This is a genomic window from Corynebacterium sp. UBA2622 (assembly GCF_002339505.1).
Taxonomy (GTDB): domain Bacteria; phylum Actinomycetota; class Actinomycetes; order Mycobacteriales; family Mycobacteriaceae; genus Corynebacterium.
Window position 1 is genome coordinate 1 of record NZ_DDJO01000007.1, and the last position, 14,657, is coordinate 14,657.

The following is a 14,657-nucleotide window of genomic DNA, read 5'->3' on the forward strand; positions in this document are numbered from 1 at the left end:
CACCGCCGGCGGGGCAGGCGGGCGACGCCGATGCGCGCGGTGCCGAAGTGGCGGAGCCCGCCTCGCCGGAGCAGCCGCGACACAACGAGGCCCCGGAGAACACCACCCCCCAGGCCCAGGCCGACTGGATCCGCCGCGGCAACGCCGACGAGCCCGAGACCCGCCCGGAGCAGACCGACGAGCAGGCAGAGGAGATCCGCGATGAGAACAAGGCGGATCAGGGCGACGTGTACGAGCCCTCGGAAGTCCCGCCCGTGGAGTCGCAGGCCGAGCACCAGGAGCGCCAGGCGGAGGAGAACGTCCGGGAGGAAACGGAGGAGCCGTCCGGGACCGGAGTCCCCGGTGAGGAGGCCGAGGACGCGGTGGACGGGAAGGACGGGGCGGACCTGTTCGGGACCGTCACGCGCCAGTGGACCTCGCTGCGGCAGTCCGTGGGTGCGCGCAACGCGATCGCGGAAATCATGCTCACCGAGGCCAAGCCCCTCGGGTTCGAGGGTGACACGCTGGTCGTAGGCCATAACACGGGCGCCCTTGCTCAGCGCATCAACGCGGAGGACCACAACCGCGACATTTCCGCCGTGTTCTCCGAGAACCTGGGAACCAAGGTGAAGGTCCGGTGCGTGGTGGGCACCGACCCGGCCAAGGCCGGGTTCGGGCCGGCAAAGCCGGGCCGCCAGGTGTGGGATCCGCGGGCCGGATCGTCCGGGGACCGCGAGCCCGAACCCGAGGAGCCCGCCCCGGCCCCGGCCGCCGCAGATCCCGGGGCGGAGCCCTCTGCGCGGGCCGAAAAGCCCGCCGTAAGGCCCGCACCCGCCGACGACTGGAGGGCAGCGGCCGCGGCGGCGAGCCAGCGCGCCGCCCGGCGGGCGAAACGTGAGGCCGAGGAGATCCCGCTGCCGCCCGAGCCGGTCGACGATGCCTACCCCGACGAGGACGCGGGATACCCCGGGCCCGCTGAACCCGCCGGTCAGGCGACGCCGCCAAGCCCGTCGTCCGGGATCGCCGGGGCGGAGGAGGGGGCGTCGTCACGCGGCGGCCCCTCGGTGCCCGCCGAGCGCTCGCGCGAGGAAGAGGAGCGCGACATGGCGGATCAGGCCATGGAGGAGGGCGAGCGCGACCGCCGCGACGCGACTGCGGTGGCGATGGATCTGCTGGCCTCCGAGCTCGGAGCGAAGCCGCTCTAGCGGAAGGTACACTGGCCGGCGGACTAATTAGCGATGAAACGAAAGGGTGCAACCCACCATGACCCAGCCGAATATGCCCCAGGACATGCAGGAACTCATGCGCCAGGCCGCCGAGGTGCAGATGGCGCTCCAGCAGGCGCAGCAGGAGCTGCTCGCCACCACCGTCACCGGCACCGCGGGCGGTGAGCTCGTTACCGTCACCATGACCGGTGGCGCGGAGATCCAGGACATCACCATCAAGCCGGAGGCCGTGGATCCCGACGACGTCGAGTCCCTCCAGGACCTTATCCTCGCCGCGTACCGAGATGCCCACGCGAAGGCGGGCCAGCTCGCCGAGGAGAAGTTGGGTCCGCTGACCAACCCGCAGGGCGCGGGCTCCCAGGACGGCTCGGGGGACCTCCCGTTCGGCGGCCTGATCTAGCAGGCGGCGTACCCGCCCGGCCGATTCCGGCCGGGCGTTTTTTTAAGCCACCGGGCTGTGCTGGTTAAAACGCGCCCCATCCACCATCAAGGAGAAGCAACGGCATGTTCGAGGGACCGCTCCAAGACCTCATCGACGAGTTCTCGCGCCTGCCCGGCGTAGGGCCGAAAAGCGCCCAGCGGATCGCGTTCCACCTGCTCAAGACGGATCCGGATGACGTGGACAGGCTCGCCGCCGCCCTCGTCGCCGTCCGCGACGGCGTGACGTTCTGCCGCATCTGCAACAACGTCTCCCGCGAGGAGGTCTGCCGCATCTGCGCGGACTCCGGCCGAGACGCCTCGCTCGTGTGTGTGGTGGAGGATGCGAAGGACATCCAGGTTATCGAGCGCACCGGTGAGTTCAACGGACGCTACCACGTCCTCGGTGGCGCGCTCGATCCCCTGGCCAACGTCGGCCCCCGCGACCTCGCCATCGCGAGCCTCCTCCAGCGCATCGGCGGGGTACTGGAGGATGTCGCGGGCCGGGAGGCTCCGGAGATCACCGAGGTCATCCTGGCCACTGACCCCGACACGGAGGGCGAGGCCACGGCGTCCTACCTGGCGCGCCTGCTGAAGGATTTCCCCGATCTCACCGTGTCCCGGCTGGCCTCCGGAATGCCCCTCGGCGGGGACCTCGAGTTCGTCGACGAGCTCACGCTGTCGCGCGCCCTCAGCGGGCGGCTCAAGCTCTAGCGGGTACGCGTTAGCAACTAGGGCCGAAAACTATCGCAGGCGCTCCATGCGCAGACGGTCGATCTCGGAGAGCTCCAGGGGCTCAAGGTCAGCCAGCTTCATGTCCAGGGCGTGCGCGAGCAGCAGGTCCGCCAGCTGGGGGTTGCGGGCCAGCGCGGGGCCGTGCATGTAGGTGGCCACCACGCTGCCCTGCACGACACCCTCGGAGGAGTCCCCGCCCGCGTTGTTGCCCACGCCGCGGCTGGCGGTGCCCAGGGCGGAGGCATCGGGCCCGAGGACGGTTCCACCCATGTGGTTCTCGAAGCCGGTCAGGGGCTCGGTGAGCTGTGCGGTCAGGCCCGCGCGGGTGGGGGAGGAGGCCACCTCCCCGATGGCGCGCTTGTCCATGGCGGTCGTGGTGACGTCGAGAAGCCCGATGCCCTCCACCGTGGAGCCGTGCGCGTTGAAGGTGCGGCCGAGCACCTGCATGCCGGCGCACACGGCGAAGACGGGGCGGTTGTCGGCCACGGCCGCTTGGAGGCCCGGGGATGCGGCGAGGCGGGCCGAGGCGATGACCTGGGCGGAGTCCTCGCCGCCGCCGATGGTGTAAATGTCGCAGTCCGCGGGGATCTGGTCGTCGATGGTGACGCGCTCGATCTCCGCGGGGATGCCGCGCATGCGGGCGCGCTGCCGCAGGACGAGGGCGTTGCCGTCGTCGCCGTACGTGCCCAGCACGTCGGGCAGGACAAGGCCGATTCGAAGCTGCTTAGGCACGGTAATCCTCCTGCTTGGTCAGGTCCTTCTTCAGGTCGCGGAAGGCTGTGTAGTTGGCCAGCACCTCCACGCGCCCGGGCGGGCAGGCGCGGATCGCCGCGACGGGGTCGTGGACGAGTTCGTGGTCGATGTCCGCGTACAGCAGGCGCACCGCGAGGTCGGTGCCGCGCTCGCCGGCTGCCTTGACGGAGATGCCGGAGAAGTCCTCGAACTTCACGTCCCACAGCCAGGACAGGTCCTCGCCGTCGGCGACCTGGCCGTTGACCGCGATGACCAGCCCCTCCGCATCACGGTTGACCATGGAAAGCGCCTCCTGCCAGCCGGCCGGGTTCTTGGCCAGCAGCAGGTGGATCTCCCGGTCGCCCAGCGTGACGGTGGAGTATCGGCCGGCGACATTGTCCACGGCTTCGGCGGCGGCGACGGCCTGGGCGAGCGGCACGTCGAAGGCCTCCACCGCGGCGGCCACCGCCTGGGCGGCGTTGCCGCGGTTTGCGCGGCCGGGCAGGGCCAGGTTCAGCTCCACGTCCCCGTGCGGGGTGCGCAGGTGCGTCTCGTCCACGGAGTAGGCGGGTTCGGGGCGGCGGAACTCGCGGCCGTCGTCAAGCTTTTCGACGCCGTACCAGTGCCCGTTCTCCTCGCGGACAATGTGGCCGCCGGAGCGCGGGTTGGTCACCGAATCGCCCATCCATCCACCGCCGGCTGCGACCCACGTGACGTTGGGGTGGTCGTAGGCGACGGAGGTGATGAGGACGTCGTCACAGTTCGCGATGATCTTCGTGTCCGGGTGGGCCTCCACGGCGCCGCGCAGGGCGCGCTCGATCTTGTTGATCTCCCCGACGCGGTCGAGCTGGTCGCGCGAGAGGTTGAGCAGCACGATCGCCTTCGGCTCGAGCCGCTCGGCGACGTGGGGGACGTGCAGCTCGTCGACCTCCAGGGCGATGTGGGACGCGGCACGGCCCGCCATGAGCGCGGAGATGATGCCGGCGTCCATGTTGTCGCCGCCCTCGTTGGTGGCCACGGTGTAGGCGCTGCGGAGCGCCCCGGCGAGCATGCGCGTGGTGGTCGACTTGCCGTTGGTGCCGGTCACCAGCGCGGCGGGGCGACCGGCGCCGAGGGACTCCATGATGGACGGGTCGATCGCGTTGGCCACGAGACCGCCGATCATGCCGCCCGCGCCCCTGCCGGTGGCGCGGGACGCGGTGGTGGCGAGCTGCGCCGCGGTCAGGGCGGCGCGGGAGCGCAATCGGGAGAGGGGGCCTTTCGGAGTCATGACGTCTACGTTAGCCGACGTCCCGCACGCGACCTACCGCCCCGGGCCCTGCGACACGGCCCCGAAAAACTCCTCGGAGGACACCACGGGAATGTCCTTGCGGTGGGCGTGCATGGCCTTGCCGTGCAGCTCCGCGCCGGCGGCGAGGGCGTCCGAGACCACCAGCGAGGTCTGTCGGGTGAGCTTCTCCGAGTAGACTAGGCCGAGGTCGAGCGCGGCGGCGATGACCTCATCGGGGGAGACGCGCAGGTCGTCGGAGACCACGATCTCCATCCCGGCCTGCAGCCCCTGTCCGGGCGCGTAGGTGCCGGGGTTGCCGGTTCCCTCCGCCGGTTCCTCGCCGCGGGCTGGCTCGCGCGCGGCATCCACCCGCAGGGCACTGCGCTGCAGCCCGAAGCGGTCCGGCGCGAGGTCCCCGGGCGCGTAGGCGGCGATGGAACCGCGCGAGCTCAGCTCGAGGTACATGGCCACCAGGGTGAGGGTGTGCTCGCGGGACGTCTCCTCCTCCGTGCGCGAGGCGCGGGCGGCGGTGGCGGTTGGGGCGGGCGCGTCGATGCCGAGCAGGCGGGCAACCGCGTTGATGCGGGTGTCCACCGGGATGAGGCCCAGCCGACGCGCGCCGTCGAGCGTGTCCACGATCTCCACGGGCCGGGGGACGTGCCCCACCCGCTGGCGCCGCCGACCGCTGCGGTTGCGGGAGCGGTTCGCGCGCGCCGCGGCGTTCATCGCCCGGCGCGCTTCCGATACGATGAATCCCCAGGCCATGGGCGAGTCGTGGGTGACGAGGGTGCGGCCGTCGAGAAGCTTGTCGAGTGTTTTGAGGTGGCGCGAGAACTTGGGCGCCTGGGCGAAGTCACCGGGTTCGAGCCCGTGCGTGTGGCGCGGCCCCGGGTCGCACCCCGGGTTGAACACCAGGTGGAGCTCCTCCCCGACCCGCCCGCCCGCGTCGAAGGTCACCGCGTCAAGCGTGAGCAGCCGCCCCGTGGAGGGGTGGATGCCGGTGGCCTGCACGAATACCGCCGCGAGGGGGTAGGCGTCGAGGTCGGTGGTCGGAGCGGTCATTGCTCCGAGTGTAGTCGCGGGTGCGCGCCCGCTTCCCGACGCCCCGCCAGCCCCGACCGGTGGATCTCCGGCGGCTTAGACCCCGCCGGTCTGCGCCTGGGTGAGGCCGCGGTTGACGGCGGAGACGATGGCCTTCAGGGAGGCGCGGGTCGTGGACCCCGCGATTCCCACGCCCCAGGCACCGGAGCCGTCGACATCGGCGTAGATGTAGCAGGCCGCGTCGGCGTCGTCACCCGCAGTGCGCGAGCGCTGGGAGTAGTCCTGCACCTCGAAGTCGATGCCGATCTGCTCCAGGGCGTGCGCGAAGGCGGCGATGGGGCCGTTGCCGGTCCCCCGGATCTCGCGGCGCTCGCCGTCGTAGGCCACCTGGGCCACCACGGTGGAGTCCTCCCCGTCGTTCACCCCACCACTGACCTGGTAATCCACCAGCTCCAGGGGGCTCTCCAGATCGAGGTAGGCACCGGCGAAGATGTCCCACATGTTCTTGGAGTTGACCTCGCCGCCCTCGGTGTCGGTGATGGACTGCACGATGGCGGAGAACTCGGCCTGCATCGCCTTCGGCATGTGGATGGCGTGCTCCGTCTTCATCACGTAGGCCACCCCGCCCTTGCCGGACTGGGAGTTGACGCGGATGACGGCTTCGTAGTTGCGTCCCACGTCCTTCGGGTCGATCGGCAGGTAGGGGACCTCCCATACGGTGTCGCGCAGCTCCTCCCAGGACACTTCCGCGGATGTCGCGTTCGGGTGCACCCGCTGCGCCAGGGCGTCGAGGCCCTTGTTGATGGCGTCCTGGTGCGAACCGGAGAAGGCCGTGAACACGAGCTCGCCGCCGTAGGGGTGGCGCTCGGGCACGCGCAGCTGGTTGCAGTACTCCACGACCTCGCGCACGCGGTTGATGTCGGAGAAGTCGATCTGCGGGTCGACGCCCTGGGTGAGCATGTTCAGGCCCAGGGTGACCAGATCGACGTTGCCGGTGCGCTCGCCGTTGCCGAACAGGCAGCCCTCGATGCGGTCCGCGCCCGCGAGGTAACCCAGCTCGGCGGCGGCGACGCCCTCGCCGCGGTCGTTGTGCGGGTGCAGGGAGAGAATGATCGAGTCGCGCTTGGCGAAGTTGCGGTGCATCCACTCGATGGAGTCGGCGTAGACATTGGGCGTGATCATCTCCACGGTGGACGGGAGGTTGATGATCATCGGGTTGTCCGGGGTGGCCCCCATGATGTCGACAACCGCGTCGCAGACCTCGAGTGCGAAGTCGAGCTCGGTGCCGGTGTAGGACTCCGGCGAGTACTCCCAGCGCCAGTGGGTGTCCGGGTAGTCCCGCGAGATGGTCTTGATCAGCTCCGCGGCATCGGTGGCCAGCTTCTTGATGGCCGGGCGGTCCTTGCGGAAGACCACCTCGCGCTGCAGCCGGGAGGTGGAGTTGTAGAAGTGCACGATCACGTTCGGCGCGCCCTGGCACGCCTCGAACGTGCGGCGGATCAGGTGCTCGCGCGCCTGGACCAGAACCTGGATGGTGACATCATCCGGGATCATGTCCTTCTCGATGATCTCGCGGACGAAGTCGAAGTCCGTCTGCGAGGCGGAGGGGAAGCCGACCTCGATCTCCTTGTAGCCCATCTGCACCAGCAGGTTGAACATGCGACGCTTGCGCTCCGGGCTCATCGGGTCCACCAGGGCCTGGTTGCCGTCGCGCAGGTCCACGGCGCACCACTGCGGCGCGACGGTGATCTTCTTGTCCGGCCACGTCCGGTCCGGCAGCACGATGTCCTCGACCTCCCTGGCGAAGGGCAGGTAGCGGTCGGCGGGCATCTGGGAGCCGCGCTGCTTGTTCCAGGCGGGCTGGCCCTCGTTGCGGGGGCCGGAGGGGGTACGGATTTCGTTGGGGGCGAAGAATTCGGAGTTGGTCGGCGCCATGGCCATTCATCCTTTGCGGGTGGGGTGCGGGTGGTCCACGACCGGCAGGCACGTACTCCGCGACGGGGCTGCCGGCCGTGCTAGTTACCTAGGATGTGGCCTGATTCCCGCCGCGGCATAGAAGGAGAAGTCGCCCGAAGGGGCGTATCCGTGCCGATGACATGGAACACATCATACCGCCGATGTGGCGCCCCGCAACCCGTTTTTGAGACGACGCGGCCACCATGTGGGAAACGGCACCGGGCCCTAGCTCACCGGCTTGCGCGAGAGCATGCCGGTGGCCACCATCATTCCGACGATCGAGATACCGATGACCGACCAGCCGAGGACGCTGGAAATCTTGAAGTCCTCCCCGAGCACCATGTAGCCGAGGGACAGGGCCACGAGGGGCTCGACGATCTTCATGGCGGGCAGGGAGCGCGAAAGGACGCCCGCCCCGAAGGCGTACTGCTGAGCTGCCGTGCCAAGAATCGACGATGCGAGCAGCGCCCAGAACTGCCAGGTGACCAGCATGCGGGCCACGCCGCCATGCGCAAAGGCGTCCACGGAGACCTTGGAAAAGACGGCCAGGTAGCCGAAGATGGCGCCGCAGACGATCCCGTACAGCAGGGCCTTTGTGGGTGCGGCCGCGGGGCGTCGATATGTGGCCACGAACATCAACCCGAACAGGAGGGTGCCCCCCGCGATGAACGCGGCCCACTCCCACGTCGGGGCGACGCGCTGGCCGGGCATCGGGTGGCCGAGGACGACCACGATGGCCACGCAGCCGGTGAGCACGAGCGCCCAGAAGGTCTCGTCGGCCTCCATCCGGCGGTGCTCCACCCGCGCCGAAAGCACCAGCGTCAGCATGAGTGAAAGCACGAGGACGGGCTGGACCACGAGAAGCGTGCCGAAGGCCAGCGCCAGCGCCTGCATGCCGTAGGCGCCGAAGGCCAGCGCCAGGGAGAGCCACCACGTCGGGCGCTTGAGCGAGTCCATCGGGGAGGAGTTCGCCTCCGCCTGGCTCAATCCGGCGCGGAGGATGCGGTGGCGCCAGACGGTGCCCACCGCGATCATCAACGCCGAAATGAACGCGAAGAGGATGGCGAGGGCGTTACTATGCACGGAGACAACTTTAGGTCAGGACCGGGCCGGCGAATGTATTTCGCCCCGTCGGGCCATTTCATGGGTGCAGGCTTGTAGGATTGGGGCGCGGATTTCCGGCGCGCGAAGCGAAAGGCGGCACAACGAATGGCATTGATCGTCCAGAAATATGGGGGATCGTCCCTGGAGAGCGCGGAACGCATCCGGGCCGTCGCCGAGCGCATCGTCGCCACCAAGCGCCAGGGCAACGATGTCGTGGTCGTGTGCTCCGCGATGGGTGACACCACCGACGAACTCCTCGACCTCGCCGCTCAGGTCAATCCCGTCCCTCCTGCCCGTGAGATGGACATGCTCCTCACCGCCGGCGAGCGCATCTCCAACTCTCTCGTCGCCATGGCCGTGGCCTCCTTCGGAGCCGAGGTGCAGTCCTTCACCGGCTCCCAGGCCGGCGTGATCACCACCGAGCGCCACGGCAACGCCCGCATCATCGAGGTCACCCCGGGGCGTGTGCGCGATGCCCTGGACCAGGGGAAGATCGCCATCGTCGCCGGGTTCCAGGGAGTCAACCGCGACACCCGCGACGTGACCACCCTCGGGCGCGGTGGCTCGGACACCACCGCCGTGGCACTGGCCGCCGCGCTGGAAGCGGACGAGTGCGAGATCTACTCGGACGTTGACGGCGTCTACACCGCGGATCCCCGCATGGTGCCGGACGCCCGCAAGCTCGACCAGCTCTGCTTCGAGGAGATGCTGGAGCTCGCGGCCTCGGGCTCGAAGATCCTGGTTCTGCGCAGCGTCGAGTACGCCCGCGCTTTCAACGTGCCCCTGCGCGTTCGCTCGTCTTACAGTAACGACACCGGCACCCTCGTCGCCGGAGCATTGGAGGATATCCCCGTGGAGGAAGCAGTACTGACCGGCGTGGCCACCGACGATTCGGAGGCGAAGATCACCATCCTCGGCATCCCCGACACCCCGGGTGAGGCCGCCAAGGTCTTCCGGGCTCTCGCGGATGCGGAGATCAACATCGACATGGTGCTGCAGAACATCTCCTCCTTCGAGGACAACCGCACCGACATCACCTTCACCCTGCCCAAGGCCGACGGGAAGCGCGCGATGGAGATGCTCAGCGTGCTCAAGGGCACCGAGGGCTGGGAGGACTTGGCCTACAACGACCAGATCGGCAAGGTCTCCCTCGTCGGCGCGGGCATGAAGTCCCACCCGGGTGTCACGGCCGACTTCGCGGAGGCGCTCCGGGACGCGGGCATCAACATCGAGATGATCACCACCTCGGAGATCCGCATCACCGCGGTCGTTCGCCAGATCGACCTCGGCGACGCCGCGCGCGCCCTGCACGAGAAGTTCGAGCTCGGCGGAGACGAGCCCGCGATCGTCTACGCGGGCACGGGCCGCTAAACGACGCCCCGCAACCCCAACCCATTTAAGGAACCATCCCCATGACCACCATCGCAGTTGTCGGCGCCACCGGGCAGGTCGGGCGCGTGATGCGCTCGATACTCGAGGAGCGCAATTTCCCGTGCGGCACGGTGCGCTTCTTCGCCTCCCCGCGCTCCGCCGGAACCACCCTCGAGTTCCGCGGGAAAGACATCGTGGTGGAGGACCTGACGCAGGTCACCGAGGACTCTGTCGCCGACGTCGACATCGCGCTCTTCTCCGCGGGCGGTGCCACCTCGAAGCAGTGGGCGCCCGTGTTCGCCGCCGCCGGGGCCACCGTCGTGGACAACTCCTCCGCGTGGCGCAAGGATGACGACGTCCCCCTGGTCGTCTCCGAGGTCAACCCCGAAAAGGCCCGCGAGCTGCGCAAGGGGATCATCGCCAACCCCAACTGCACCACCATGGCGATCATGCCCGTGGCCAAGGTGCTTCACGACGCCGCCGGCTTGCACACCATGCGGGTCGCCTCCTACCAGGCGGTCTCCGGCTCCGGCCTCGCGGGAGTCAACGCCCTGGCCGACCAGGTGGCCGCGGTGGGGGAGCGCAACACCGAGCTCACCCGCGACGGCAGCGCCGTCGCCCCCGGGAACTTCGGCCCCTATGTCGCTCCCATCGCTTACAACGCCCTACCGATGGCGGGCAATCTCGTCGACGACGGCTCCTACGAGACCGACGAGGAACAGAAGCTGCGCAACGAGTCGCGCAAGATCCTCGGCCTTCCCGAGCTCAGGGTGTCGGGCACCTGCGTGCGCGTCCCGGTCTTCACCGGCCACACCATGGTGGTTCACGCGGAGTTCGCCGAGCCCATAACGCCGGACGCGGCCCGCGAGGTGCTCGAGGGGGCGCCCGGAGTGCGTGTCGTTGACGTCCCCACCCCGCTCGAGGCAACCGGCAGGGATGAATCGCTGGTGGGCAGGATCCGCCAGGACCAGACGGTCGAAGGCGACCGCGGGCTCGTCTTCGTGGTTTCCGGTGACAACCTCCGCAAGGGTGCGGCGCTGAACACGATCCAGATCGCCGAACTCCTCGTCTAGGACCCCGGCTCCGGATTCAGGCGGGCAACGGCTAGGTTGCAGTCTGATAAACACCTGGCCTGTGGCTTGCCTTCCCACACGGGCGGGCGACAATGGAACGCGTGAGTTTTTACCGTCGCCCCCAAGCCCGTCTCCGCGCCTCCGCGGTGGCCGTGGCGCTGCCCGTGGTGATGGCGCTCGCATGCCCGACCCCCGCCACGGCCACGGATTGGAAGGACATGGAGATTTCACCGGGGCACACGCTGAGCCTCGATTCCGCCCCGGGGCGCACCTTCTCAGTCAAGGGCGACGGGGCCGGTCCCCTTCCCGCCGGGTGGAGCGTGATCACCCAGAGGGGCGCGCTGCGCATCACCGCGCCCGCGACGGCCACCCCCAACGAATTTGCCACGGTTCAGGTCACCGACGGCGGGAAGACCGAGACCTTCCGGGTCACCGTGGATGACGACGACGAGGGCGGCGCCGACGGGGACGGAGACCACCCCTCCAACGCGGACGCGCCCGCGACGAGCAGCAATGCCAGCGCGTGGCTGGAACGGCTCGCGGGGCGCGTGGCCAGTTTGTTCGGCGCCTAGGGCCGCACCCGGGTTGGCCGGGCGGGCAGCGCGTTGCGCCGGTTAGCTCTTATGCGTGTCCTTGACCGGCGTGACCTGGTGGGACTCGCCGGCGGCTCCGTTGTCCCCGGGGGCGGCCGTGCCGGTGGCGTTGTGTGTGTCGGGGTCCGCGTAGGAGACGTAGACGATCTCGGACGCCGGTTCTTCCGGGTCGTAGTCGACCTCGTCATCCTTGACCAGCTCCTGGCCCACCTGATCCACGATGGCCTCGGTGAACGCCTCGTCATCGACGTTGGAAGTCGAGGTCAGCTCGGTCAGCTCGTCGCGGTGCTTCTTGGTGAAGCGCTCGCGGGGATCCAGCTTGATGCGGGTCAGCTCGTGGGCGCGGCGGCGACGGTTGCCCTCTTGGCGCAGCTTCTGCGCCCCGCGCAGCCAGGCGGCGGACACGACGGCGATGAGTACTACACCCATGTAGCCCAGGATGGGGTAGAGGTACGCGACGAGGTTCTGGAAGCCCACGAAGGAAAGGGCGAATCCCGTCATACAAGTCACGACGAGGACCAGGCGGAACCGCTCGGGGTGGTTGCGCGTGAGGCGCTTGCCCAGGGCGTAGAACATGCCCAGCGCGGTGGCGAAGATCATGCCGAAGATGATCAGCGCCATAATGAAGCCCAGTACCGGGTGGATGTTGTTGATCAGCGTCAGCGTCGGCATGTCGGTGCCGGAGACATCGTTCACGCTGACCAGCAGGGTGGTGGAGAGGAACAGCGACATCAGCAGGTAACCGAGGCCGCCGAGGAGCCCGCCGATGCCGGCAGCCCGCGTGTCCAGGTAGTTGCCGCCGATGACCACGGCCATCGAGGCGACGCAGATGAAGTTCATGCCCGTGTAGTTCAGGGAGGCCACCCACCAGTTCGGAAGCGTGGTGGTCACCTCGCGCGCGGCGGCGTTGATCGCATCCCAGTCGGGGTGGGCGTTGGTCAGCGTCCACGTGCAGCCGCCGACGATGAAGACCAGAAGGAAGGGGGTAAGGAAGCCCAGCGCGCCCGTGACCTTGTCGATGTCGAGCATGCCGAATCCGATGACCAGCGCGAGCATGAGCGTCGCACCAATCCACACGGGGAAGTGGAACTGCTGATTGAGGTTGGCGCCGGCGCCTGCGAACATCACGAATCCGACGGAGAACAGCGTGGTGATCGTCGCGATGTCAAGCGCCCAGGAGACGACCTTGCCGGAGATGTTGCCCAGGACCTCCATGTGCTCCTGGGCCTGAAAGTAGCTGCCGAGCTGGACGATGGACACACACCCGACGAGCATGATGGCGGAGCTGAGGGCGGCGCCCCAGATGCCGTTCGTGCCGAAGGCGACGAAGTACCTCATCGCCTCCTGTCCTGACGCGAAGCCAGCTCCGACGAGGACGCCGATGAAGGCGAAGGAGATACCAATGGCGTTTCTAAGCATGGTTGTGTTTGCGGCTCCGAAGGTAGGGGGGCCAAACCCGGGGAAGGGTTCTGGCAGATTGACCCACATTATGTTAGTGGGTGTGCCCTCCATACCGAATTGCAAAAGGCTGTCGGCGGTTTAGGGGCGGAATCTCCAGAAGCTAGTGGACAGATGTATTTCCGGGCGTTCTATGTTGTACCCGATGGCGGATGGGAGGGGGAATACCCCAATCAGGTTCTGGTGGAGTTTGGTTCTGATGCTGCGAATTACTTCAAAATGAAGTGCTACAACCCTGCAAATAACGTGCTAGGTTTAAATCCAACACCTGTCCAACATGAGATTCTGAAAGCCATTGGTGCACCTATGAGACAACTCTCCCTCGCCGTGGGGATCTTGACCACATCCGCTCTCATTGGCCTGTCTGCCCCAGCCGGACAGGCCACCAGCCAGACCACTGTCACCGGCAACGTGACGTCTAAGTGTGATGTCAAATGGGATGCCGTATCCATCTTCGATCGGGATAAGAACGTGAAACCCGAAGACATTGCCGCTGTCTACAAGGGGAAAGTGGAGGATCTGTGGAAAGATCCACAGGGTAATCCCATCCCCCGTTTTGAGAATGGTGGCTATATTCAGGAGGTCAGTGGCCTATTTGGAGACCCGGGGCGCTTCGAGATCCAGCATTATCCTACCGGCTCCAACACGGTAAATTTCCGATATTTCATCGGTACCGACTACGCGATGGACAACGCGAAGCTCCATGTGGATCTACCTCAGCTCCCCGCGGGGTCTACAGAGTGGAAGTTCACGGCCAGCGCGTGGGGCGCAACCAATTACTCTCCTGACGCTAAACTTCCATACACGGTACCCGTCATCCCCGATAATCCAACTCCAGATGCGGCCGATAATATCAGCTTGGGGAACTTACCAGCTTTCGCTGGAATCACCATTGTCGCCTCGGCGAATGTTCCGCTGGAGAATTTTGACGATACGTTCATCGCTAAGGGTGAGCTGACCGGCAGCTACGGCAGGGATAACGCCTGCCCCACCAACCCGATTCCCGTTCCCGAGACTCCCACCAAGAAGGCCTGCGAGGTCAACCTTTGGGGGCAAACCGTGCGCGGCACCCGCGCTCGGGATGTGGAGGCGCGTGATAAGTGGGATGACAACGGCGCGATCCACCTGACCAACTCTTACGCCGATCCGAAGGATGACCTGTGGCGCACTGTTCCCACCCCGCTGGGTGAGGTCAACGCGGACTCCTGGGATGATGCCACTAAGACTCCTTCCTTCCGCCTCTACGGTGCCACGGAGAAAGCCCTCAAGGATGTCACGTACACCGCGACCGCCCCGCAGGGGATGAAATTTGCTCCCCTCAACAACCCGCAGGTTGTTACTGGCCAGGACAAGGGGATGGGTCAGGTTTTCGCGAGCGGTTACGTCAACCCCGTCTCCGGAATTACGGGACCTGTGCTTTCGGATGACGGTAAGACCATCACGATGAGCATTGCCTCCATGCCTGCTAAGTCAGGCTTCGCGCTCGGTGTCACCGCGATCACTGACCCGGGTGCGGATGAGAACGGTGTCAAACTCGTCATCAACTCAGCGCTCCACGGCACGGAGCCGGATTGTGTCCCGACCCCCCCGGTGTCGACTCACCCCACTCCGGAGCCGCCGCTGCCCGGCCAGCCGGGTAGGCCCGGTCGACCGGGTGAACCGGGCAAGCCGGGGCAACCTGGCCAGCCGGGTAACACGCCGG

The 14,657-nt window shown here is 67.5% G+C and carries 12 protein-coding genes and 1 pseudogene; 7 read left to right on the top strand and 6 right to left on the bottom strand.

Annotated elements, in window-relative coordinates; genetic code table 11:
• The 3 genes and pseudogenes from B3611_RS02210 to recR form a co-directional block, all read left to right on the top strand.
• Nucleotides 1-1,184: pseudogene (locus tag B3611_RS02210) on the top strand (hypothetical protein); the annotation flags it as partial.
• 58 nt (nt 1,185-1,242) lie between these two features.
• A complete protein-coding gene (locus B3611_RS02215) occupies nt 1,243-1,605 on the top strand; it encodes a YbaB/EbfC family nucleoid-associated protein (RefSeq protein ID WP_291313446.1) in 363 nt (120 codons plus the stop codon).
• Between the two features lie 104 nt (nt 1,606-1,709).
• The gene (gene recR / locus B3611_RS02220) at nt 1,710-2,336 is read left to right on the top strand and encodes a recombination mediator RecR (protein ID WP_291313447.1); all 627 of its coding nucleotides are present in this window, start codon (nt 1,710-1,712) and stop codon (nt 2,334-2,336) included.
• Nucleotides 2,337-2,366: 30 nt separating this feature from the next.
• Here recR and B3611_RS02225 read toward each other — a convergent pair whose 3' ends face one another.
• The 5 genes from B3611_RS02225 to B3611_RS02245 form a co-directional block, all read right to left on the bottom strand.
• Nucleotides 2,367-3,089, bottom strand: a complete 723-nt coding sequence (locus tag B3611_RS02225; protein WP_291313448.1) for a type 1 glutamine amidotransferase — start codon at nt 3,087-3,089, stop codon at nt 2,367-2,369.
• Complete coding sequence (locus B3611_RS02230) at nt 3,082-4,359, bottom strand: Mur ligase family protein (protein WP_291313449.1); 1,278 nt, start codon at nt 4,357-4,359, stop codon at nt 3,082-3,084. The genes B3611_RS02225 and B3611_RS02230 overlap by 8 nt, the downstream gene beginning before the upstream one ends.
• A gap of 33 nt (nt 4,360-4,392) precedes the next feature.
• Nucleotides 4,393-5,421 (bottom strand): DNA polymerase III subunit epsilon, encoded by a 1,029-nt coding sequence (locus B3611_RS02235; RefSeq protein WP_291313450.1) that lies wholly within the window; start codon nt 5,419-5,421, stop codon nt 4,393-4,395.
• Between the two features lie 75 nt (nt 5,422-5,496).
• Nucleotides 5,497-7,335: a 2-isopropylmalate synthase gene (leuA, locus tag B3611_RS02240; RefSeq protein ID WP_291313451.1), complete on the bottom strand. Its 1,839-nt coding sequence runs from the start codon at nt 7,333-7,335 to the stop codon at nt 5,497-5,499.
• A gap of 246 nt (nt 7,336-7,581) precedes the next feature.
• Entirely contained in the window at nt 7,582-8,439 is an 858-nt protein-coding gene (locus B3611_RS02245) for a DMT family transporter (protein WP_291313452.1), read from the bottom strand.
• 126 nt (nt 8,440-8,565) lie between these two features.
• Here B3611_RS02245 and B3611_RS02250 point away from each other — a divergent pair, with 126 nt between their 5' ends.
• From B3611_RS02250 to B3611_RS02260, 3 genes are all read left to right on the top strand, one after another.
• Complete coding sequence (locus B3611_RS02250; RefSeq protein ID WP_291313453.1) at nt 8,566-9,831, top strand: aspartate kinase; 1,266 nt, start codon at nt 8,566-8,568, stop codon at nt 9,829-9,831.
• A gap of 41 nt (nt 9,832-9,872) precedes the next feature.
• On the top strand, nt 9,873-10,904 hold the full coding sequence (locus B3611_RS02255) for an aspartate-semialdehyde dehydrogenase (RefSeq protein WP_291313454.1): 1,032 nt from the start codon (nt 9,873-9,875) through the stop codon (nt 10,902-10,904).
• Between the two features lie 101 nt (nt 10,905-11,005).
• Nucleotides 11,006-11,476, top strand: a complete 471-nt coding sequence (locus tag B3611_RS02260) for a hypothetical protein (protein ID WP_291313455.1) — start codon at nt 11,006-11,008, stop codon at nt 11,474-11,476.
• A 42-nt stretch (nt 11,477-11,518) separates the two neighbouring features.
• Here B3611_RS02260 and B3611_RS02265 read toward each other — a convergent pair whose 3' ends face one another.
• Nucleotides 11,519-12,916 (bottom strand): hypothetical protein, encoded by a 1,398-nt coding sequence (locus B3611_RS02265; RefSeq protein WP_291313456.1) that lies wholly within the window; start codon nt 12,914-12,916, stop codon nt 11,519-11,521.
• Nucleotides 12,917-13,015: 99 nt separating this feature from the next.
• On the opposite strand from B3611_RS02265, the gene B3611_RS02270 reads away from it, so the two are divergent.
• Nucleotides 13,016-14,657 (top strand): collagen-like triple helix repeat-containing protein (locus B3611_RS02270; protein ID WP_291313457.1); only part of this gene is annotated, 1,642 nt, incomplete at its 3' end.